Source organism: Dyella sp. 01N36, from assembly GCF_056399745.1.
Window position 1 is genome coordinate 1 of record NZ_JBFTRY010000046.1, and the last position, 20,574, is coordinate 20,574.

Below are 20,574 nucleotides of genomic sequence, written 5' to 3' on the forward strand. Positions count from 1 at the left end.
GGTCTGGCGATGGCGTGCCGAGATGGTGCGTCTCATGCCATCTGCGAGCGCGGCTCAATGGGGCGGTATCCCGGCAGCGCCGCGGCAATCGCACATGCCCAACCCCCGGRTTATAAGCATGTGCGATGTCGYGGCCGGGCGTCAGTGCGCCTTCCGGCGTGCTGAACGTAGAACGGGCTCATCGGCTTGACCGTCGACACCATCGGGTCTTTGGCCTGAGCGAGCATCTGCTGAAGCGGGGTGCACAGTGCGCCCATCACGCGCAATGCGCCATTCCCCATGTGGCACAGGACGGGTGTCGTAGGGATGGGACTACCCGCGGCTCATGGTGGCTGAGTGGCGCCCAGGCCCATCGCCGCCTTGGACCTCATCGCCGAGAGTAGGTCCGCGGCCGTCTCGCTTGAGAACGTCGGCGGCAAACACCACATTGGAGGTCAGCTGCGTTGGGGAGTTTCTGGCACTAAGCACCTGGGTCTGTCGACGGCATGCCAGCCCCGCCGCGCACCACTGTCACCTATGGGAAGGACCAACACATGAGCACGAAAACCGAAACGGCGATCCTGGCTGGCGGCTGCTTCTGGGGCATGCAGGATTTGCTGCGGCGTTACCCGGGCGTGTTGTCCACGCGCGTGGGCTATTCCGGTGGCGATGTGCCCAACGCTACTTACCGCAATCACGGCACGCACGCCGAGGCGCTGGAGATCGTGTTTGATCCCGGCGTGATCAGCTATCGCCAGATTCTGGAATTCTTCTTCCAGATCCACGACCCCAGCACCAGGAACCGCCAGGGCAATGACGTGGGCATGAGCTACCGCTCGGCGATCTTCTATCTCAGCGACGAGCAAAAGAAGGTCGCGGAAGACACCATCGCCGATGTCGACGCCTCGGGTCTGTGGCCCGGCAAGGTGGTCACCGAAGTCACGCCGGCCGGTCCGTTCTGGGAGGCCGAGCCGGAGCACCAGGACTATCTGGAACGCATTCCCAACGGCTACACCTGCCACTTCCCGCGAGCGGAGTGGACCCTGCCTCGGCGCGTGCAGTAATCAATGAGTGATGGAAGGGGCGGTCCAAGCGACCGCCCCTTTTTTTTTGACGCATAGGCGCGACATGCCGCTAGTCGTGCCCGGGCCAGAGTATGGCCTGGGCAACCACTACATGTTCGCCGTTGAAGGTGGCCGCGGGCGACCCGTAGAGTTCGTAGCCCAGCGCCAGCGCCTCGGAGACCCGCTGGCAGAACGCGGCGTCATCCTTGCCGGTGAGCAGGCGGTAGCGCGGTAGACCATCGGGTGGCGTGTTGGACATGCGAAGTCTCCTCGAACTTGACAGTTGCTGCGGCGCTTGAGTGTACGCAAGGTGTGGATCAGCCTGATCGCGCACTAGGTAGAAACACCTGGTTTCATCCCGTATTTCCCCGCATGTACTTCTTGCTGGCTGCAAAGGAAAGTACCGGCTACAGGGACCAAAGACGGAGAGCGCCTTGCGATATCGACATCTCTCGTTGGCGCTTGCGCTGCTTTCCTTCGCCGCACACGCGCAGTCTGCTTCGGAYGAGGCAGCGGGCAATGACTCAGCCGACCTGGCCAAGAAATTGTCGAACCCCGTGGCGTCGCTGATCAGTGCGCCGTTTCAGTTCAACTACGACAGCAAGATCGGACCCGATGAACGCGGTCACCGACTGACCATGAACATCCAGCCGGTGGTGCCGATTTCCATCAGCGACGACTGGAACATGATCTCCCGCACGATACTTCCGGTGACCAGTCAGGCCGACATCTCGCCTGGCGCCGGCAGTCAGTCGGGCATTGGCGATATCACGCAGAGTCTGTTTTTTTCGCCTAAAGCACCGGGCGCCGGCGGCATCATCTGGGGCGCCGGTCCCGCCTTCCTGTTGCCCACGGCCACGGATGATCTCCTGGGTGCGAAGAAGTGGGGACTTGGACCCACGCTGGTGCTGCTCAAGCAGTCCAAAGGTTTCACATACGGCTTTTTGACCAACCAGATCTGGTCGATTGCCAGTGTGAAAAACAATCGCGACCGCGCTCCGTTGAGCAGCCTGTTCTTCCAGCCGTTCCTGTCCTACACCACGCCTACCGCCTGGACCTACGGCGTAAATGCCGAGTCCACCTATGACTGGCACGCGCATCAAGCCGCGGTGCCGCTGAACTTCACGGTGGCCAAGCTGACCAGGATGGGCAGGCTGCCGGTGAGCTTTACCGGCGGCGTGCGCTACTGGGTGGCCAGCAGCGCCGCCAGTCCGCACGGCTGGGGTTATCGCGCAGTAGTGACCTTGCTGTTTCCGCAGTAAGCCGACTGACAACCAGAGCGGCGAGATCCTCATGGGATGAATGCGATCCAGCCGGCCGCCGCGCTGTCGCTTAGCGTGCGAGCACTCAGCGAACTGGTTCACCGAATACGATGCGGTGACCATCGGGCGTCACGATAGCGAACTCGCGCATGCCCCATGGCTTGTCGTCCAGCGCATGCCAGATCGGCACGTGCTTCGACAGCACTTCCCGATAAAGGGCGGTGGCATCGCTCACGTGCAGATAGGCAAACCAGGAGTGATCCTGGCACTGCGAGATAGGTTGTGCGTCCGGGCAATCGCCGATGCGCAGGCGGCAGGCGCCGCGTTGCAGGAAGGACCAGCCATCGACGCGCAGGCTTTCTTCGAAGCCCAGCTTGTCGATGTAGAAACGTCGCGATATCTCCAGATCGTTGACGGCCAGCACGAAGGTGGACGCGATGATCTCAGGCATGGCTCGCTCCTTGGCGATGGCTTACAGATGATCGGCGTCGATCACGGCCTTGGCGAATGCTTCGGGTGCTTCCTGTGGCAGGTTGTGGCCGATACCGCCGGTGACTAGGCGGTGCTCGTACTTGCCTGTGAACTTCTTGGCGTACGCGCTCGGGTCAGGGTGCGGTGCGCCGTTGGCGTCGCCTTCCAGCGTGATCGTCGGCACGCCGATGGTGGGCAGCGCGGCGAGTTTCTTTTCCACCGCGTCATACTGCGCCTCACCTTCGGCCAGGCCCAGACGCCAGCGGTAGTTGTGGATGGCCACGGCCACCTGGTCGGGATTGTCGAACGCCGTGGCCGAGCGCGCGAAAGTCGCATCGTCGAACGCCCATTGCGGCGATGCCTGTTGCCAGATGAGGCGGGCGAAATCGTGCGTGTACTTGGCGTAGCCGGCTTCGCCGCGCTCGGTGGCGAAGTAGTACTGATACCACCACTGCAGCTCGGCCTTGGGCGGCAGCGGCGCGCGGTTGAGTTCCTGGCTGCCGATCAGATAACCGCTGACCGATACCAGCGCCTTGCAGCGCGCCGGCCACAGCGCAGCCAGGATGTCCGCCGTGCGGGCGCCCCAGTCAAAACCGGCGACGACGGCCTGGTCGATCTTGAGCGCATCCAGCAGCGCGATGGCATCGACGGCGAGTGCGGCCTGCTGGCCATTGCGCTTGGTGTCCGCCGAGAGAAAATGCGTGTCACCGTAGCCGCGCAGGTAGGGAACGATCACGCGATAACCAGCGGCAGCGAGGATGGGCGCCACATCGACAAAGCTGTAGATGTCATATGGCCAGCCATGCAGGAGCAGCACGGGCTTGCCGTTGGCCGGGCCGTCTTCCGCATAGGCCACATCCAGTACGCCGGCCTTCACGCGCTTCAGCGGCTTGAATGATGTGTGGCCGCCCGTGACGCTGTGCTTGACCGTGGTGTCAGCCGGTTTGGCCGTCTGCGCACTGGCGAGCGACGCGAGGCCGAATGGGGCGATCGCAAGTCCCATGGCCGTTGCTCCCAGGAAGGTCCGGCGCTGCTGATTGATCTGATCCGACATGAAACATCTCCCTGCGGGTTGGTGTGCCCACATAGAAGACCATGTCCCTGTGTCTGCTCTGTGTGGAGGCGCGGGGGAATTGAAAGTTCGTGTACCAGACAAGCCTGTCGATACATTGGGATACAAAACGACCCGGCCCCCTTTTGTAGCCGGCCGAGTGCCTCCATGCTGGCGCTGGGAGAGGGCCGTTTGCCCCACGCTTAGCTGCCAACAGGGAAGGGATATGGCCTGGCTGGATCCGCCGTGGTTTACCCCGGAAGCGCTGGCCGCCGAGTGGCGCAAAGATCTAGGGAAATGGCTGATTGGCGTGGCGACTACCGCCGTGGTGTTGGCCCTCCTATGCCACCCCGAAGCCGTACCCACGGCGATCTGTATCGACTCCGTTGGCATCGACGTTTTTCTCGCGCTGCTGGAAATGCAGTTGATTGTCGCGCTGGTGATCTCGCGCGACCCGTTGCTGGAGTTCTTTCGGACAGCCTACGTGTCTGATGATCCACTAGGCGCCGTGCTGCGCAAGACAACGTCGTTTGTCCGATATATGCGCGAAGCGTTGCGTGGGTCGTTTCGAGCGTAAGCGGCGCTTTCCGTTTGAGGAAGGCTCGGGGAATCGATGGCGTGACCCTAGCAGCGCGCATCAACGCGCGCTGCATGGTTCTATCTGCCCCCGGTGCGATTCAACGCATCTGATACGGATGGAAGATGTGATCCTTGGCGGACACTTTTACGTGGCAGGTGTGGCCGCAATCGGAGACACCGGTGGGGTCGGCTGTGAAGGTGCTGGTGGTTGCGTCGAAATCGAACAGCGCATAGCCCCAGCCGGCGCTCTTGGGGAATCGCTTGCTGTCTTTCTCGATGACGAAAGCCTGGGTGAAGACGTCTGGCACGTCCACGGCAAACGGGGCTTCGGTGCTCTTCTTGAACTTCCACTGCAGCTTGGCGATCTTGGAACCCTCGGGGAAGGGTTTGCCATTGCCGGGGATGCCCGATTTGTAGGCCTGGATCATGATCGGGTTGGCGACGATCACCTTGAGCACTTCGTCGGTACGTGCGGAGGAGACCACGGACCAGTCTTCATAGCCCTTGAAGTCGGCGAAGGCGACACCGCTGGGCGACACGAGCGAGTACTTGTCTTTGATGCTGACGCCGGCTTTGGCCTTGTCCTGCGCATACAGGGCCGATCCACCCAATACCACCAGCATGACGGCGGTGGTCGCAATGGCGAGCTTGCTTGTGCGCTTCATGGCTACTCCTCGCATGGTTGTCGTGGACGCGCGTGGTCTGCGGACGTCAGTTCATCGGCAGGATCACAAATCATCGCGATGCGTAAATCCATCAGACGAAGGTGTCGATGCCTGGCATCGAGGCCTGAGCATGTTTCATCTTCGAAACGCCCCTGCGTCTGCTCGACGCCGACTTCACAAGGGCCATCCGCGGTGGCCCAGGTTTCGCCATGGTGGGCGCGCAGGCGGAAGTCGACGTGAAGACCGCCCATGGGCGGCGATGGGATGAAAGCGTTTTCTAAACTTCCGTGGAGCTGCGCCGATAAAACGTGAGCGCGGAGTGATTGGCTCCGTATCCCGGAGCGAAAATGTTGGTACTGGTCGGTGCAGTAGTGGTGCTCGCGTGCGTGCTCGGCGGCTTTGTGCTGTCGCACGGCCAGATCCTTGCCTTATGGCAACCGTATGAGCTGCTGATCATCGGCGGCGGCGCGCTGGGTGCGTTTCTTTCGGCCAATTCGTCCAAGGTGGTCAAGGCCGCATTGCGTGATGTGGGCGGGCTGCTGAAAGGGCCCAAGTACAACAAGCAGGACTATGTGGATCTGCTGTCGATGCTCTACGAGCTGTTCAGCCTGATCCGCAAAGAAGGCTTGCTCGGCGTGGAGGAGCACATCGAGGATCCGCAAGCGAGCCCGCTGTTTTCCGCCTATCCGCGCCTGCAGCGCGAGCATCACCTGATCGAGTTCACCACCGATTGCCTGCGCCTGATGGTGGGCGGCAGCATGAATCCGCATGAGCTCGAACAATTGCTGGAAGTGGAGCTGGAAACCCATCATCACGAAGCGGTGGCGCCTGCGCTGGCGGTGACCAAGCTCGCCGATGCGTTGCCCGGCTTTGGCATCGTGGCGGCGGTGCTGGGCATCGTCACCACCATGGGACAGCTCGATGGCGACACCTCGCGCATCGGCATGCATATCGCCGGCGCGCTGGTCGGCACCTTTCTTGGCATCCTGCTCTGCTACGGCTTCATCGGCCCGTTGGGCGCAGCGATGGAAAACCGGGTGCAGGAGGATGGCCGCGCCTTCGAGTGCGTGAAGATTGCACTGCTGGCGAATCTGCGCGGCTACAACCCCAAGGTGGCGGTGGAGTTTGCGCGCAAGTCGCTGGCGACCAACACCCGGCCGCGCTTCCAGGATCTGGAGGAACATCTCAAGTCGCCGCGCGCCAAGGCGGCCACGTGAGCGAGCAGGGCGAACCACCGCTGATCGTCATACGCCGCAAAAAGCGGCACGGGCATGGCCATCATGGTGGCGCCTGGAAGGTCGCCTATGCCGACTTTGTCACCGCGATGATGGCGTTCTTTCTGGTCATGTGGCTGATCGGCGCGGGCACGCGCGAGCAGCGCGCGGCCATCTCCGAATACTTCAAGAACCCCAGCATGCTGCAGGGCACGGCCACCATGGCCCCGCCGGGCCAGATGGGGCCGGGCGGCGCCAGCACCAGCATGATCAAGGCCGGTGGTGCGCTGGATTTGCCGCATGGGCCAGGCAAGGATCGCCAGGGCGCAGCGGCGGCGAGCGCCGATCCCAAAGAAATCGAAAAGGAAGCGCGCAAGCAGGAACGCGCGCGGCTGGAAGAGTTGATGCAGCAGCTGGAGGCGGCGATCGAGAAGAGCCAGGCGCTGGCGCCGTTCAAGGATCAGTTGCTGCTCGACATCACGCCTGAAGGTCTGCGCGTGCAAATTGTGGACAAGCAGAATCGCCCGATGTTCGACCTGGGCAGCGCACAACTGCGGCCCTACACCACGACGATCCTGCAGGAGCTCGCCGGCTTCATCAATCGCGTGCCCAATCGCATCAGCCTCTCCGGTCACACCGACGACGCCCCGTACAGCAGCGATCATCAATACAGCAACTGGGAGTTGTCCGCCGATCGCGCCAACGCGGCGCGGCGCGCCTTGCTCTCCGGCGGCCTCAGCGAAGAAAAAATCGCACGCGTGGTCGGACTGGCCGCCTCGGTGCCATTCGATCGCGTGAACCCCGGCGACCCGATCAACCGTCGCATCAGCATCATCGTGATGAATCGGCAGGCGGAGGCCGCCTCGCTGTCGCAGGAAAGCGCTGGCGTCGAACACAACGCGCCTGCGTTGCTGCCCGCGATGGCATCCATCGTGCCGGCGAAACCGGCCATCATTGCCGTATCGGGAACGGGCGCCGCCGGTGGCAACGCAGGTGCTGCTGCAGAGGTTCACGCCGACTCGCCGTGAGGCGTGCCCGGCTTAATCGCTGGCCAGCCGATCGATGACCAGATCGAGCAGGGCGCGCAATCGTGCCAGTCGCCGCAGATCGCGGTGATAGCCGATCCAGGTATCGCGCGTGGGTGGTTCTTCTTTCATCGGCAGGCGTTCGATGCCTGGCGTGGCATCGCCCAGCGGCCGCGGCAACACCGCCAGGCCGGCGCCGCTGGCACACAGGCGTGCGTGCACGTCGCGGGCGTTGCTGCGGAAGGCGACGCTGGCGTTGGGAAACTGTGCGCGCAGCCAGCTCACGTCGGGCAGCTCGCCGAACGCCTGGTCCATGGTGATCAGAGATGCGCCCTTGCCGTCGCCGACTTTCGGTTTGCGCGCGCCTTTGTGCAGATAGACGCCATAGTGCATGCGCAACAGTTTTCGCGAGACCACGTCGGGCTCGTCGAATGGCTTGATGCGAAAGGCGAGATCCGCTTCGCGGCGCGCCAGGCTGAGCTGGCGGGTGTCCGTGAGCAGTTCCACCGTGACGCGCGGATGTTGCTGCGCGAACTCGGCGAGTACGGGCGCCAACACCTGGGCGCCGAACCAATCGGAAGACGTGATGCGCAGCAGGCCATCGAGCTCCTGCTGCTGGCCGGCCAGTTCGCGCTGGAAACTGAGTACTTCCTGTTCCATGCGCTCGGCGTGCCGGCATACCAGTAGGCCTTCCTCGGTGAGTACAAAACCATCGCTGGTCCGCTGGAACAGGGTCTGGCCGATCGCCGCTTCCAGGGCGCGCAAGCGCCGGCCCATGGTGGGCTGGGTTTGTCCCAGCGTGCGCGCCGCGGCGCCCAACGTGCCCTCGCGGGCGATCGCGAGGAAAATGCGCAGGTCGCTCCACTCCATCGTCGTGTTCCCCGCCCGTTGAGTGTGCCATGCAAAGTTGCATGGATAGCATGCGATTTATTTAGTTTTCATGCAATTTGGACTGGCGTAGCTTGGACGCATCCGAACGAGAGGCCTTGGCCATGAATGCAAACCCGTCCATGCAGGCCGCTGTGCTGGAGCAGCACGGCCCAACCTTCCGCCGCACGGCCATCGCGCGGCCCAATCCCGGCGAGGGGCAGGTGTTGGTGCGTATCCTGGCCAGTGCGGTCAATCCGCTGGACCTGAAGATCCGCGACGGCAAGGCCGAGCACGCGCGGCACCCGCTGCCGGCGATCCTTGGAATCGACATGGCGGGCGTGGTGGAGAGTGTCGGGCCGGGCGTCAGCGCGTTTCGCGCAGGCGAGGAGGTCTATGGCATGACGGGAGGCGTGGGCGGCGTGCAGGGTTCGCTGGCCGAGTACGCCGCGGTGGATGCGCGCCTGCTGGCGCCTAAGCCGGCCCACTTCACCATGCGCGAGGCGGCGTCCTTGCCGTTGGCCTTCATCACCGCATGGGAAGGTCTGATCGATCGCGCCCAGCTGAAAGCAGGGCAGCATGTGCTCGTGCAGGGCGCCGGCGGCGTGGGCCATGCCGTCATCCAGCTGGCGCGCGCATTCGGTGCGACAGTGGCCGCCGTTGACTCGGCGTCGAAGGCCGCGCAGATCCGCGTCTGGGGGGCGACGCCCATCGAACGCGGCACGCCGGTGGAGCGCTACGTGGCCGAGCATGCCCAGGGCCGCGGTTTTGACCTGGTCTACGACACCGTGGGCGGCGAGGGGCTGGATGCCTCGTTCAAGGCTGTCAAACGCTTTGGCCATGTGGTGAGCGCGCTCGGTTGGGGCACGCACGCGCTGGCGCCGTTGTCGTTTCGGGCCGGCACGTACTCGGGCGTGTTCACGCTGTTGCCGCTGCTGAGCGGCGAAGGCCGCGAGCATCACGGCGGGATCCTGCGCGAGATCACTCGCCTTGCCGAGACGGGAAAGATCGTACCGTTCGTTGATCCACGGCACTTCAACCTCGACACGGTCGCCGACGCCCATGCCCTGATCGAGCGGCGCGAGGCACGCGGCAAAGTGGTGATCGACGTCGCGCCCTGAAACGAAAACGGCCGGCGAGTGCCGGCCGTTCCAGGGTGAACCGAAGAGGATTACTCCTCGCCGTCTTCCTCGTCTTCCTCTTCCTCGCCTTCGTCCTCGAAGGTTTCGAGTTCTTCGACGCGCAGGAAATTGGGCGCCGCATCGGCAAAGCTCACCTGCTTGCCGTTGGCCAGCATCGGGCGCACGTCACGCTGCGTGCTGCCGTTGCGCACCGACTCCACCAGCGCGAAACACACCAGCGCCTCGGCGCTCTCGTCGCCGTCTTCGTCGAACACGGCAACCCAACCCGTGGCGGGCATGATCTGGAGGATGTTTTCTTGTGAGGACATGACACTTCCGGTTTGGGGAAACGAGGAAGCTTGCCGGGTGCCCGGCGGGACTGCAAGCGACGATTTCATGACTGCGCATGTATAGGGGCGCGGCGGCAAAAACGCCCCAAATCTCTCCGCGATAGTGCGCTCTCCATGGTGCTGCCACGCCGCCCGGTTACCGTACGGAAGGCCGGATCAGCGAGGCCGCCGCCGCGACCTCGGCCATCTGGCGAAGGCCGCAGCAAGGACGCTGCCGACGACGAAGACGCGACAGCTTTTCTTTCGGACAGCTGTCGGCCCGTTCTCGCGAACGGCCGTGGGGAGCCGTTTTGCAGCAGCGTATGGTGAAGACCGTGGCGTCGCCAGGACCTGGTTCGATGACGTACGCAGAAGAGGGGCTTTTCTGTTTGTCATATGCCTCTTGGCGTGCGCAGCGTCACAGAATTGCCCTACTATCACGCGATGACAAATCCTGCGACTCAGCCCCCTATGGAAGGACATCGTGGCAGCCTGGCTTGTGTAGGCCTGGGCATGACCCTGGGTTCGCACCTGACGCCTCTGGCGCGCAGTCATATCGCGCAGGCGGACGTGGTGTTTGCCGGTGTCTCCGACGGCATCGTGGAGATGTGGCTGCAGCGCATGCATCCGGACGTACGCAGCCTTCAGTCCTACTACCAGGAAGGCAAGTCGCGCCTGACCACGTACCGGCAATGGGTCGACCTGATGATGGCCGAAGTGCGTGCCGGCAAGCGCGTCTGCGGCGTGTTCTATGGGCATCCCGGCATCTTCGCGTGGTCGCCGCACAAGGCCATCGAAGCGGCGCGCGCCGAAGGGTATGCGGCCCATATGGAGCCGGGCATTTCTGCCGAGGACTGCTTGTATGCGGATCTCGGCATCGACCCGGGCCGGTTCGGCTGCCAGCATTACGAGGCCAGCCAGTTGCTGCTGTTTGAACGCCGCATCGACCCGACCTGCTACCTGGTGCTGTGGCAGGTGGGCCTGGTGGGAGATCGTTCGCTGGCGCGCTTCCAGACCGGTTCGGCCTATCGGCAGGTGCTGGTGGAACTGCTCAGCGAGCACTATCCGCTGGACCACGAGGTGATCGTTTATCGCGCAGCGACCTTGCCGATCCAGCAACCGCGCATACGGCGCGTCCCATTGCGGGAGCTGCCTCATATCGAATTGCCGGCCGAGGAAACCGTGGTGCTGCCGCCCGCGGAAAAGCTCAAGCCAAACCTGGCCATCCAGGCACGCCTGGCGGCGCTGGACGAATTGGAAAAGGCCGGTTTACCGGCCTGACGGGATACAGTAGTCGCATGCCACGCGGGAAGGGCGCGGGGTGCGATGACAGGGTGCTGGCGGGTGCTGCGTGCTGTGGGACGCAGAATCCGACAGGYAGTTGCAAGACCATCATCGGAAGAAAACCGGGGGAAACGTATGACTGACACGATGGATTGGCTGGAGGCCATTGGCCAGGACGCTACGCTGCGTCACGCCTCGGCTGATGAATTGAACGCCACGCTGGAAGCGGCCGAAGCATCTGAAGCGCTCATGGCGGCGGTGGCGTCCGGCGACAGTGRCTGGCTGTCGCAGGAGCTGGGGAAGCGGGTCATGCATGTGACGCAGAGTTCCCAGACGTTCCCCGAAGGCGACGAGCCGGAACGCGAGGACGAAGGGGAGCCGCTCGACCCGGCCCAGCCGGAACGTACGGCGACGCCCAAAGGCTAGGCGAGCAGCATGCCGCGTTCGTGGCACCGCAGTTGGCCATGGCTCGCTTTGGCGGGCCTGGCCTTCTGCGTGCTGATCGACGTGGCACAAGCGTCGGCGCAGATCGCTGATCCCGCCGCGTTCCTGCAACAGACCGAACGGGTGCGCACCAGCGACCATCCGCGGTTTCTACAGATGCTGGCGCAGATTCGCGGCGAGGCATCGTCGCTGGCGCCACAGCAGCATTGGTATCTGCGTTATCTCGAAGCGTGGCAGACGGCGTTTGAGGGTGATGCGGCCAAGGCCAATGACATGCTGCGCGATGTCATCGATCACTCGGGCGATGCGGTGCTCAAAGCCAAGGCGTCGGCCTTGCTGATGCACAACCTGGGGATCAACAGTCATTACGAAGAGGCGTTTACGCTAGCCAATCAATTGGCGACGGACTTGCCCAACATCACGGACAACCTGGCCCGATTCACGGTGCTTGCCAACCTGTCCCAGCTGATGGTGTTTGCCGGTCAGAGCGACCTGGCCGTGAAATACGCCACCATGATGGAGGAGACACTGCCTCCCGGCGAAACCTTGTGCAATCCGCTATCCATGGAGATCGGTGCGCTCGACAAGAGCAATCGACTTACCTCCGACAGCCCGAAGTTGCAGGAGGGCATCGATACCTGCGTRGCCRCCGGACAGCCGGTATTCGCCAACACCTTGAGGCTGATCAAGGGCGAGCGATACCTGACCGAAGGGCAGCCGACCAAGGCGGTTGAGCTGCTGACCCAGATGCTGCCCAGCATCAACGCCAACCGTTACTACTCCCATATGCGCGCCGTGCAGGTACAGCTGGCGGTTGCCTATGAAAAGTTGAACGACGACAACAGCGCCCGCAAAGCGGCGCTCGCCGTGCTTGCCATGAGCAGCCCGGACGAAGTCAGCGAGTGGATGCGCGAATCCTATGGCGTGCTGTACCGGATTGAGAAGAAGCGTGGCAATGCGCAGACCACCCTTTCCTACTACGAACGCTACGTGGCCCAGGACAAGGGCTATATCGACAGTATCAGCGCCAGGACGCTGGCTTACGCCGCCGTGCAGCAACACATGCTGGCGCAGAAGCTGGAGACGGAAGGGCTGAGCAAACAGAACAGCATTCTTCGCCTGCAGCAGGCGCTGGACACCAAGGCGGTCGAGACCAGCCGCCTCTACATCACCTTGCTGCTGCTGGTTTTGGTATCCATCGTGTTCTGGCTGCTGCGCATCAAGCGCTCGCAGCTGCGCTTCAAGATGCTTTCCTATCACGACGGTCTTACCGGCATCTTCAATCACCAGCATTTCGTGAGCGAGGCCGAACGTGTGCTGCGCGTGCTGGAGAAGCGCCATGGCGGCGCCTGCCTGATCTCGATCGACCTGGATCACTTCAAGCAGATCAATGACACGCATGGCCACGCGACCGGCGATGTGGTGCTCAAGCACACGGTTGCGTTGTGCAAACGCCAGCTTCGGCCGACCGATTTGTTTGGCCGCCTGGGTGGCGAAGAGTTCGGCATCCTGCTGCCCGACTGCTCGCAAGAGCAGGGCATGGCGATTGCCGACCGCATCCGCACGGCGATCGAGGCGACGCCGGTGTCCAGCGATGGCGGACTGGTCGCCTTCTCCGCCAGCATCGGCCTGGCAGCGACCGATAGCTGCGGCTATGAGCTGCAACGCCTGCGCAAAGAGGCGGATGCGGCGCTGTATCGCGCCAAGCGCACGGGGCGCAATCGCGTCATGACCGATACGGAAAGCGACGGCCTGGTCCGGGTCTGAGCTAGCTGCCTGCGCCGCTCTCGGGCGTGGGTACATTGTCGAGAAACGTTGCCGACGGCACGAAGAACAACGATCCCGTCACCGCCTTGCTGAAGTCGAGCAGGCGATCGTAGTTGCCCGGTGGCTGGCCCACGAACATATTCGTCAGCATCCGTTCGATTCGCGCTGGGGAGCGGGCGTAGCCGATGAAATAGGTGCCGAATTCGCCTTTGCCGACCTCGCCGAAGGGCATGTTGTCCCGTACGATTTCCAGCGATTCGCCGTTCTCTTCGATGCTGGTGAGCACGTTGTGTGCATAGGTCGCCTTGGCCGAATCGTCCAGCTCGATATCCGAGAGCTTCTTGCGGCCGATGATGGTTTCCTGGCGCTCGACCGGCAGGGCGTTCCACGCCTTCATGTCGTGCAGGTATTTCTGCACGATCACATAGCTGCCGCCGGTGAACGCGGGATCTTCGTCGCCGATGATGGTGGCATCGAGTGCGCCCTGGTCGACCGGGTTTTCAGTGCCGTCGACGAAGCCGAGCAAATCCCGCTCGTCGAAATACTTGAAGCCGTGCACCTCGTCCACGACCGTCGCCACGTCGCCGATGCGGCACATGATTTGCGTGGCCAGTTCAAAGCACAGGTCCATATGCGTGGCGCGGATATGGAACAGCAGGTCGCCCGGCGTGGAGACCGCATGGTGCACGCCCTTGATCTCCTGGAACGGATGGAGATTGGCGGGTCGCGGCTGGCCGAATAACCGGTCCCAGGCATCGGAGCCAAAACCCATCACGCAGGACAGGCGCCGGTCCGGATTGCGAAAGCCAATGGCGCGCAACAGCGATGCCATATCGCCGCACAGCGCTCGCACAGCCTCGCCGCTGCGCGCATCCGGCTGCAGCGTCACCACGAGAAAAATGGCGGCATGCGTGAGCCGCGCAGCAACCGGTTGCGTCACGATGGAAGTCACCCTTCGCTCCTTGTCGTTGAAGTTTCGGTACTAGCGCTTGATCGGGCGTGAGGCAAACGCCATCGCCTCTTCGGCGTTGGCGGGAAGGCGTTCGGCGATCTCCGCATGCAGGAATTCGACGAAGCGCCGCACCCGCGGCGGCTGAAACACATTGGGATGATAGATCGCATGGATGGGCGCCGGCGCAGACCACGCCGGGGCATGGACCAACTGCAGCCTGCCCGCGCGTACATCGGCAGTCACCGCCCATAGTTGCCGATAGGCAAAACCGTGCCCAAGCACGGCCCAGCGGCGGATGACTTCGCTATCGGTGCACTCGTGGTATCGGCGCACGCGCACGAGGTGCTCGCCGAGGCGCCACTCATGGCGCGGACCGGCCTTGGTGGTAAGCACCAGCGTGGGCAGCTCGGCCAGATCGTCCGGGTGGGCAGGCATGCCATGGCGCTCGATACRGGCTGGCGCGGCGCACACCACGCGCCAGCTGTCGGCTAGGTGACGGGCCACCATGTCGCTGTTTTCCAGCGCGCCGACGCGGATGGCGACGTCGATATCGTCCGGTACGAAGCGCGACAGCGAATCGGACAGGGTCAGCACGATGCGCACGTCCGGATGCAGGCCCATGAAGCGATCAAGGATGTCCACCAGCAGGTTGCGCCCCAGATCGGAAGGCGCCGATACGCGCAGCGTCCCGCTGACAAGATCGGTGCCGCTGCGCACCGCGCGTTCGGCTTCCTGCATGGTCTCGATGGCCATGCGGCAGGAGGCGATATAGATGCGCCCTTCATCGGTGAGGCGCAGTTGCCGCGTCGTGCGCTCAAACAGCCGTGCGCCCAGCATGGCCTCGACCCGTTGCACGCAGGCGGAGGCGGCGGCAGGAGAAAGCCCCGCGCGGCGGCCGGCGGCGGACAGACTATGGAGGTCCGCCGCGTCGACGAGCAGTTGCATGTCGCTCAGGCGGTTCATCCGATCCGGTCCTGCTGCAGGGGCATGACGGATCATCTTCAAACATTCTTTGAAGGTCAATCAAGATCCGGACCCATTATCAAAATCAGACGGGCAGGGGACCATGCCGCTTACGCTCCCTCACCCAAGGTGTCGCCATGTCCCGCGCCAAATTCCCGCTACTGATCGCCTGTCTTGCCCTGGCGACCGCCTCGCCGTTCGCGGCTGCCGCCCAGGAGGCCACCCAACCGCAAGCCACCGCCATGACCGTGCCCAGGCAGCTGGTCGGCGCCTGGACCCTGGTGCGTTGCGACAACGTCTATCCGGACGGCCACCGCGTGGAACTGTACGGGCCACATCCGGAGGGCATGTGGCTGATCAATGCGCAGGGCGACTACATGATGCAGATCGTACGGGCCAGGCGCATGCCGTTCGCGGCGAACGACAAATCCAAAGGCACGCCGGATGAGTACCGCGCCGCGTCGATGGACAGCAATGCGCACTACGGCCACGTGAGCGCCGACGCCAACGCGATGCACAGCGCGATCGTGCATGCGACGTTCCCGAACTGGGACGGCAAGAGCGGTGACTCGAAGTACACCATCAGCGGAGACGAACTGACCTATACCGTGGCCAAGCCATCCAGCGGCGCCGCCGAGGGTGCTCATGGCGAGGTGGTGTGGCGGCGCGTGCATGACTGAGCGTGTTGTCGTCGCGCCTCGATAGCGATGGGGCCTATGTTGGATCGGCCACTTTTGGCGTGGCTGGCTTGCCCTCGATCAACACCCAGGCGCTGATCGCACTCAGCAAAGCCAGCCCTGCCGAAATCAGCATCACCCAGCGGAAGCCGGCGACAAACGACACGTCCACGGCGCGCTTCAAGGCCGCGGTGGTCGCTGCCGGGTAGCCGTCAGGCATCACGATGCCGGCCAGCTTCTGGCGTTGCGCGACGATGGCGGCCACCTGTTCCGACGGCGCGTGCAGCCCAGCCAGTTGGTCATCCAGGGTCGCATTGAAAACCACGGTCAGCACGAAACCGAACAGCGCTACCGCGAGCAGGGCGGCAGTACGCGACACCGCGTTGTTGATGCCCGATGCCGTGCCCGCGCGATCCTTGCCCACGGCGTTCATCACGGTTGTGGTCAACGGCGCCACCGTGACGCTCATGCCCAGTCCGAGTACGCAGACGGCCGGGAAGAAACTCCTCCAGTAGTCGCTCTGGACAGATGGCAAGGCAAACATGGCGAATCCAACGGCAGCCACGCAAGGCCCGACCACCAGCGGAAGCTTGGAGCCGAACCGGTCCACCAGGGTGCCCGCCCAGCGCGACAACAAAAACATGATGGCGATAAACGGCAGCAAGGCCGCACCCGCCACCGTGGCGCTATAGCCCTGCACCTGGATCAGGTTTAGCGGCAGAAAGAACAGGCTGCCGCCCAACGAGGCATACAACAACAGCGTAAGCAGGTTGGCGCCCGCAAAATCACGCTCGCGAAAAAGCGTCATCGGCAGCATGGGCGATGCCAGGCCAGCCTCCACGCGCTTGAAGAGCAGCAGCGCGACAACGCCGATCACGAGCGCCATCCAGATCGGCGTCGCCGTCCAGCCACGCATCGGTGCCTCGATAAGGGCGAACACCAGGCCCGCCAGGCCAATGGTCACCAGACTGGCGCCACGCACATCGATAGGGCCTACGTCGAGGCCACCCTTGCTCTCCGGTACCTTCGCTGCACAGATCGCCAACAGCACGACACCCAGCGGCGCATTGACCAGAAAAGCCCATACCCAGGAATAGTGATCGACCAGAAAGCCTCCGATCACCGGCCCGATCGCTGCCGTGATGCCACTGAAAGCCGACCACGTGCCGATGGCGGCGCCACGTTCGGCTTGTGGAAAGCTCGCGCTGATCAAGGCCAGGCTGCCGGGCACCAGCAGGGCAGCTCCGATGCCCTGCACGGCGCGAGCAGCGATCAGGGGGCCCACCGCAGTCGACATTGAGCAGGCCACCGAGGCCAACGTAAACAGCGCCGTGCCGAGCATGAAGATGCGCTTGCGCCCAAAGCGATCGCCCAACACGCCGCCCACCAGCAGCAACGCGGCGAGAAACAGCGCGTAGGACTCCATCACCMACTGCGCGTCAGCCGTGGTGGCGCCCAGGTCCCGCTGGATGGCCGGCAGCGCGACGTTGACCACGGTGCCGTCGATGAAGGCGAGGCTGGAGCCGAGTATCGCCGCCACCAGCGTCCAGTGTCGCGACGGTGTCGAACAAGGCACTGYCGGCGCACCGCTGAGGATGATCCCGTCGTCGCAGGGAGGCTTTCCGATCTGGCTCATCGTCACCACCGGAATTTCAATCCGACGGAGCTTACTCCGCCGCCGGTGCGCGCGCGCTGGAGGCACTTGAGCGGCACGCCGCGCGAGTGCACGCTGCAGGTTGCTTCAAGAGGCATGCGTTGATGCCTCTCTTCACCCGGGCGTCACAGCGCTATCGGGCGCTGAAGTCGCCATCGCGCGGATTCGCCGGAGGCCGATGATGGATACGCAAAGCATTCGGACGGCCATCGACCGGCACTGGTCCGCCTCGGCAGCGGGCGATCTCGACGCCGAGCACGACATTTATCACGACGACGCCGTGTGCGAGTACCCGCAGTCGGGCGAGGTCATTCGCGGTCGACGCAATTTGCAGGCACTGCGCGGCCATCATCCGGGCAAGCCGTCGGGGTTCAAGGTCCGGCGCATCGTGGGCGAGGGCAATCTGTGGGTGAGCGAATACGAGATCAACTACCAGGGCAAGCGGGCCTTCACGGTGAGCATCATGGAGTTTCGCGACGGCAAGGTGGCGCATGAGGTTCAGTACTTCGCCGATCCTTTCGATGCACCGGCGTGGCGTGCGCAGTGGGTGGAACTGGAGCAGTGATGGCTCGCTGTCGATGCGTGTCGATTCCTGAGACGCTCGTTCGTCATTCTTGGGAACGCGTGCCTTGGAGCGATCTGAGGCACGTATCCATGGATGGCCTCAAGCCATCGCCATGACTGATGGCGATGGCTTAAAGAGGCTTTCAGTCCCCACGCAGCCGGAGCAGCCACATGCAGTTCATTCCCTATCTCGATTTCGACGGCCAGGCACGCGAGGCGTTAGATTTTTACGCCAAGGCGTTCAACGGCAAGATCACCATGCGCATGACCTACGGCGAGTCGCCCATGGCCGCGCAGATGCCGCCGGAAACGCACGGCCGCGTGATGCATTCGCAGCTGGAAACGCCTCATAGCATCCTGATGGGTGCGGACGGCCCGCCGCATACCACACGCTCCACCGGTTGCGTGAATATCAGCGTCGACGATCCCGCCGAAGCCGAGCGCGTGTTCAAGGCGCTATCCGATGGCGGTGAAGTCGGCATGCCCATCGCCGAAACCTTCTGGGCGCACCGCTTCGGCATGCTCACCGATCGCTATGGCAAGGCCTGGATGGTTAATTGTTTGAAGACGCCCGGCGAGTGATACCGCCAGCTACCCGTTCCCCTGCGGATGCAGAAGAACGGGTAGCTGTGCTTGTTGGTGACTTAGGGCAAGATGCTGATCCAGCAGCCACAAGGGGAGCTGGATGTGAGTCAGGGGAATGCGGTGGGCGATCTCGCGATCGCCGGATTCTGGCGGCGCGCAGGCGCTTTTTTGTTCGATGTCATCGTTTTGGGCCTGATCGGCATGCTGGTCGGTGCGTTGTTGTTCGACCCGCTGGCGAGGGCCGGTGGCTATGCGTTGATCCCCGGCTTCGCCATGGCCCTGCTGTATTTCGGCATCGGCAATAGCCATGTGATGGGCGGGCAGACGCTGGGCAAGATGGTTGCTGGCGTGCGCGTCGTGGATAAGGACGGTGACTTGCTTGCGCTGCCACGTTCGGTGATGCGTTATGCCGTGTTGGGTACGCCGTATTTTCTGGCTTGCATACCTTTTGCGGCGACGCCTTTTCATCCCCTGACCTATGCCATCGGCGCCATCGCTGGCTTCGGTGAATTGGCGATCATCTACCTGTTCGTTTTCAACCGTCGCACGCGGCAGTCGCTGCATGACCTGGTGGTGGCTACTTATGTGGTTCGCGCCACCAGGGAGGATGGCCAGCCACGCTTCGCGACCATGTGGCAGGGTCATTGGGCATTCGTCGGGCTCTTGGCGGCACTGGCACTGGCGGTTCCGTTCATCGGGCCGCGATTCCTGAGCGATGACCTGAAAGCCATGGTACCGGTGCAGAACGCCATGCTGGCCCAGCCCCACGTGCGCGCCGCGACACTGAGTCAGATGGCCGTGAGCTTCAATGGGCACGCGCCCGTGCATTCCATCGTGGCCACGATTCAGTTGGACGAATCTTTGGTAGAGCGAGCCGATATGGCACGCAGCTTTGCCGACATCATCGCCGCCAGCCATCTCGATCTTTCGGGTGATGACAGCGTGCGGGTGTCGCTCAACTATGGCTACAGCATGGGCATCGCGCACGGCACAGTCATGCATAGCTACATATACCGTCCGGGCGAACTTGTTTTGGCGGCTGAAGGTGGGACGTCGGCGCCCGCCGGTACGCACTGACCTTGTCTGTCTCGGCAGCGGTCGGGGTGGTTGCCACGCCCCGACCGCTGCATGCGCTCAAGTGCCGTAATCGAGTTTCGGATACCAGTTGCCGCCGCGGCCCTCAGGCACGCAGTCAAGAATGGTCCAGATCGGCATAAGGTCAGGCGCGCCGCGCGGATCCTGGCCGGGGTCGGCGGTTTCTCCGCCCATTTCGCCGGCCCAGAACAGGCGGATATGGCCGTCGCGGCGCGTGAATACGCAGAAGGCTGGGATATCGCTGCCGTCGTCGGCGATGGCGCCGTAGTCGCGACTGAACTGGCCGTTGGCGTCCGAGTACAGCGGCAGATCGCGCCAGCCGCGTTCCTGCTTGAACGCAAGCAGGCGTTCGATCGGCGAGCGGGCAATCACGGCCAGCGCCACGCGTTGCTGGATGTCGCGTGCTTCGCCGTTCCATGCACCCAGCAGCGACGTGCACATCGGGCAGGGGCGCTCGCGCTGGGGGCCGAACATGTAGTTGTAGGTCACCAGGGTCTGCTTGTCGCCGAACAGGCCGGCGAAATCGACCGGGCCTTGCTCGCCGACAAACCGGTAGTCGCCCTGCACTTCGGGGCCGGGCGGCAGGGCGCGGCGTTGTTCGGCTACGCGCTCGATATGGCGGCGCAACTGGATTTCTTCGGCGAGCAAGGCATCACGGGCGTGACGGTAGGCCGCGCTTTCGCGGGCAAAGGTCACGCCGTTGCGCTTGACCAGTTCGGCAACGGGGACCAGGGTGGCGGCTGAAGTCATGGCGGATATCCTCGGGGCAGGCAGCGGAAGATGGGCGCAACGCATCCTCGCGGGCTGGGGCGAAGGTCGCGTCTAACTTCATGACGAACAGGCCCGGGCCAGATCGACATCGCCCGCGCGGCGGAGACAAAAACGGCCGGTCGATGCAAGTGGCCACTTTCACCCTGTTGTCACATACGCCCAGTGCCGTAGGCTGGGGGCTCGTTCAACGC

23 protein-coding genes are annotated in these 20,574 nt (G+C 63.5%); 13 read left to right on the top strand and 10 right to left on the bottom strand.

Annotation, left to right across the window (positions count from 1 at the left end; translation table 11 throughout):
• The first annotated feature begins 533 nt into the window (after positions 1-533).
• Positions 534-1,043 carry a peptide-methionine (S)-S-oxide reductase MsrA gene (gene msrA, locus AC1DMG_RS10280; protein ID WP_441604244.1) on the top strand — a complete coding sequence of 170 codons (510 nt, stop codon included), beginning with the start codon at positions 534-536 and terminating at the stop codon, positions 1,041-1,043.
• Between the two features lie 70 nt (positions 1,044-1,113).
• On the opposite strand, the gene AC1DMG_RS10285 is transcribed toward msrA, so the two are convergent.
• A complete protein-coding gene (locus AC1DMG_RS10285) occupies positions 1,114-1,302 on the bottom strand; it encodes a DUF1737 domain-containing protein (RefSeq protein ID WP_441604243.1) in 189 nt (62 codons plus the stop codon).
• Between the two features lie 175 nt (positions 1,303-1,477).
• On the opposite strand from AC1DMG_RS10285, the gene AC1DMG_RS10290 reads away from it, so the two are divergent.
• On the top strand, positions 1,478-2,305 hold the full coding sequence (locus tag AC1DMG_RS10290) for a transporter (protein ID WP_441604242.1): 828 nt from the start codon (positions 1,478-1,480) through the stop codon (positions 2,303-2,305).
• Between the two features lie 85 nt (positions 2,306-2,390).
• Here AC1DMG_RS10290 and AC1DMG_RS10295 read toward each other — a convergent pair whose 3' ends face one another.
• Positions 2,391-2,756, bottom strand: a complete 366-nt coding sequence (locus AC1DMG_RS10295) for a bleomycin resistance protein (protein WP_441604241.1) — start codon at positions 2,754-2,756, stop codon at positions 2,391-2,393.
• A 21-nt stretch (positions 2,757-2,777) separates the two neighbouring features.
• Complete coding sequence (locus tag AC1DMG_RS10300) at positions 2,778-3,830, bottom strand: alpha/beta fold hydrolase (protein ID WP_441604240.1); 1,053 nt, start codon at positions 3,828-3,830, stop codon at positions 2,778-2,780.
• A 223-nt stretch (positions 3,831-4,053) separates the two neighbouring features.
• Here AC1DMG_RS10300 and AC1DMG_RS10305 point away from each other — a divergent pair, with 223 nt between their 5' ends.
• Positions 4,054-4,404 (top strand): hypothetical protein, encoded by a 351-nt coding sequence (locus AC1DMG_RS10305; protein ID WP_441604239.1) that lies wholly within the window; start codon positions 4,054-4,056, stop codon positions 4,402-4,404.
• A 100-nt stretch (positions 4,405-4,504) separates the two neighbouring features.
• On the opposite strand, the gene AC1DMG_RS10310 is transcribed toward AC1DMG_RS10305, so the two are convergent.
• Positions 4,505-5,071 (bottom strand): cytochrome P460 family protein, encoded by a 567-nt coding sequence (locus tag AC1DMG_RS10310; protein WP_441604238.1) that lies wholly within the window; start codon positions 5,069-5,071, stop codon positions 4,505-4,507.
• A gap of 347 nt (positions 5,072-5,418) precedes the next feature.
• On the opposite strand from AC1DMG_RS10310, the gene motA reads away from it, so the two are divergent.
• Both motA and motB read left to right on the top strand, forming a co-directional pair.
• Entirely contained in the window at positions 5,419-6,288 is an 870-nt protein-coding gene (gene motA, locus AC1DMG_RS10315; protein WP_441604237.1) for a flagellar motor stator protein MotA, read from the top strand.
• A complete protein-coding gene (gene motB, locus AC1DMG_RS10320; protein ID WP_441604236.1) occupies positions 6,285-7,313 on the top strand; it encodes a flagellar motor protein MotB in 1,029 nt (342 codons plus the stop codon). Before motA ends, motB begins: the two co-directional genes overlap by 4 nt.
• Before the next feature lie 12 nt (positions 7,314-7,325).
• Here the strand turns inward: motB and AC1DMG_RS10325 are convergent, their stop codons facing one another.
• On the bottom strand, positions 7,326-8,180 hold the full coding sequence (locus tag AC1DMG_RS10325; RefSeq protein WP_441604235.1) for a LysR family transcriptional regulator: 855 nt from the start codon (positions 8,178-8,180) through the stop codon (positions 7,326-7,328).
• Between the two features lie 122 nt (positions 8,181-8,302).
• On the opposite strand from AC1DMG_RS10325, the gene AC1DMG_RS10330 reads away from it, so the two are divergent.
• Complete coding sequence (locus AC1DMG_RS10330) at positions 8,303-9,298, top strand: zinc-dependent alcohol dehydrogenase family protein (protein WP_441604375.1); 996 nt, start codon at positions 8,303-8,305, stop codon at positions 9,296-9,298.
• Positions 9,299-9,348: 50 nt separating this feature from the next.
• Here the strand turns inward: AC1DMG_RS10330 and AC1DMG_RS10335 are convergent, their stop codons facing one another.
• On the bottom strand, positions 9,349-9,627 hold the full coding sequence (locus AC1DMG_RS10335; RefSeq protein WP_121878735.1) for a hypothetical protein: 279 nt from the start codon (positions 9,625-9,627) through the stop codon (positions 9,349-9,351).
• Positions 9,628-10,098: 471 nt separating this feature from the next.
• On the opposite strand from AC1DMG_RS10335, the gene AC1DMG_RS10340 reads away from it, so the two are divergent.
• The 3 genes from AC1DMG_RS10340 (at position 10,099) to AC1DMG_RS10350 (ending at position 13,122) form a co-directional block, all read left to right on the top strand.
• Positions 10,099-10,908, top strand: coding sequence for an SAM-dependent methyltransferase (locus AC1DMG_RS10340; protein WP_441604234.1), 810 nt, complete (start codon positions 10,099-10,101; stop codon positions 10,906-10,908).
• A gap of 138 nt (positions 10,909-11,046) precedes the next feature.
• Positions 11,047-11,337, top strand: a complete 291-nt coding sequence (locus tag AC1DMG_RS10345; protein ID WP_477180491.1) for a hypothetical protein — start codon at positions 11,047-11,049, stop codon at positions 11,335-11,337.
• Positions 11,338-11,346: 9 nt separating this feature from the next.
• On the top strand, positions 11,347-13,122 hold the full coding sequence (locus AC1DMG_RS10350; RefSeq protein WP_477180492.1) for a tetratricopeptide repeat-containing diguanylate cyclase: 1,776 nt from the start codon (positions 11,347-11,349) through the stop codon (positions 13,120-13,122).
• A 1-nt stretch (position 13,123) separates the two neighbouring features.
• Here the strand turns inward: AC1DMG_RS10350 and AC1DMG_RS10355 are convergent, their stop codons facing one another.
• Complete coding sequence (locus AC1DMG_RS10355) at positions 13,124-14,074, bottom strand: Dyp-type peroxidase (RefSeq protein ID WP_441604231.1); 951 nt, start codon at positions 14,072-14,074, stop codon at positions 13,124-13,126.
• Between the two features lie 30 nt (positions 14,075-14,104).
• A complete protein-coding gene (locus AC1DMG_RS10360) occupies positions 14,105-15,037 on the bottom strand; it encodes a LysR family transcriptional regulator (RefSeq protein ID WP_477180493.1) in 933 nt (310 codons plus the stop codon).
• 137 nt (positions 15,038-15,174) lie between these two features.
• On the opposite strand from AC1DMG_RS10360, the gene AC1DMG_RS10365 reads away from it, so the two are divergent.
• A complete protein-coding gene (locus tag AC1DMG_RS10365; RefSeq protein WP_441611093.1) occupies positions 15,175-15,717 on the top strand; it encodes a lipocalin-like domain-containing protein in 543 nt (180 codons plus the stop codon).
• A 34-nt stretch (positions 15,718-15,751) separates the two neighbouring features.
• Here the strand turns inward: AC1DMG_RS10365 and AC1DMG_RS10370 are convergent, their stop codons facing one another.
• The gene (locus AC1DMG_RS10370; protein WP_477180494.1) at positions 15,752-17,350 is read right to left on the bottom strand and encodes an MFS transporter; all 1,599 of its coding nucleotides are present in this window, start codon (positions 17,348-17,350) and stop codon (positions 15,752-15,754) included.
• Positions 17,351-17,549: 199 nt separating this feature from the next.
• Here AC1DMG_RS10370 and AC1DMG_RS10375 point away from each other — a divergent pair, with 199 nt between their 5' ends.
• The 3 genes from AC1DMG_RS10375 (at position 17,550) to AC1DMG_RS10385 (ending at position 19,594) form a co-directional block, all read left to right on the top strand.
• Positions 17,550-17,933 (top strand): nuclear transport factor 2 family protein, encoded by a 384-nt coding sequence (locus AC1DMG_RS10375; RefSeq protein ID WP_441604227.1) that lies wholly within the window; start codon positions 17,550-17,552, stop codon positions 17,931-17,933.
• A gap of 170 nt (positions 17,934-18,103) precedes the next feature.
• Positions 18,104-18,514: a VOC family protein gene (locus AC1DMG_RS10380; protein WP_441604226.1), complete on the top strand. Its 411-nt coding sequence runs from the start codon at positions 18,104-18,106 to the stop codon at positions 18,512-18,514.
• A gap of 105 nt (positions 18,515-18,619) precedes the next feature.
• Entirely contained in the window at positions 18,620-19,594 is a 975-nt protein-coding gene (locus tag AC1DMG_RS10385) for an RDD family protein (RefSeq protein WP_441604225.1), read from the top strand.
• Between the two features lie 57 nt (positions 19,595-19,651).
• On the opposite strand, the gene AC1DMG_RS10390 is transcribed toward AC1DMG_RS10385, so the two are convergent.
• Complete coding sequence (locus AC1DMG_RS10390) at positions 19,652-20,362, bottom strand: DUF899 family protein (RefSeq protein WP_441604224.1); 711 nt, start codon at positions 20,360-20,362, stop codon at positions 19,652-19,654.
• Positions 20,363-20,574 lie beyond the last annotated feature (212 nt).

Coding starts and splice junctions, on each gene's coding strand:
- AC1DMG_RS10295 (WP_441604241.1), bottom strand. CDS start 2,756: ATGCCTGAGATCATCGCGTCCACCTTCGTGCTGGCCGTCAACGATCTG.
- AC1DMG_RS10300 (WP_441604240.1), bottom strand. CDS start 3,830: ATGTCGGATCAGATCAATCAGCAGCGCCGGACCTTCCTGGGAGCAACG.
- AC1DMG_RS10340 (WP_441604234.1), top strand. CDS start 10,099: ATGGAAGGACATCGTGGCAGCCTGGCTTGTGTAGGCCTGGGCATGACC.
- AC1DMG_RS10390 (WP_441604224.1), bottom strand. CDS start 20,362: ATGACTTCAGCCGCCACCCTGGTCCCCGTTGCCGAACTGGTCAAGCGC.
- AC1DMG_RS10325 (WP_441604235.1), bottom strand. CDS start 8,180: ATGGAGTGGAGCGACCTGCGCATTTTCCTCGCGATCGCCCGCGAGGGC.
- AC1DMG_RS10335 (WP_121878735.1), bottom strand. CDS start 9,627: ATGTCCTCACAAGAAAACATCCTCCAGATCATGCCCGCCACGGGTTGG.
- AC1DMG_RS10305 (WP_441604239.1), top strand. CDS start 4,054: ATGGCCTGGCTGGATCCGCCGTGGTTTACCCCGGAAGCGCTGGCCGCC.
- AC1DMG_RS10330 (WP_441604375.1), top strand. CDS start 8,303: ATGAATGCAAACCCGTCCATGCAGGCCGCTGTGCTGGAGCAGCACGGC.
- AC1DMG_RS10380 (WP_441604226.1), top strand. CDS start 18,104: ATGCAGTTCATTCCCTATCTCGATTTCGACGGCCAGGCACGCGAGGCG.
- AC1DMG_RS10310 (WP_441604238.1), bottom strand. CDS start 5,071: ATGAAGCGCACAAGCAAGCTCGCCATTGCGACCACCGCCGTCATGCTG.
- AC1DMG_RS10285 (WP_441604243.1), bottom strand. CDS start 1,302: ATGTCCAACACGCCACCCGATGGTCTACCGCGCTACCGCCTGCTCACC.
- msrA (WP_441604244.1), top strand. CDS start 534: ATGAGCACGAAAACCGAAACGGCGATCCTGGCTGGCGGCTGCTTCTGG.
- motA (WP_441604237.1), top strand. CDS start 5,419: ATGTTGGTACTGGTCGGTGCAGTAGTGGTGCTCGCGTGCGTGCTCGGC.
- AC1DMG_RS10375 (WP_441604227.1), top strand. CDS start 17,550: ATGGATACGCAAAGCATTCGGACGGCCATCGACCGGCACTGGTCCGCC.
- AC1DMG_RS10365 (WP_441611093.1), top strand. CDS start 15,175: ATGTCCCGCGCCAAATTCCCGCTACTGATCGCCTGTCTTGCCCTGGCG.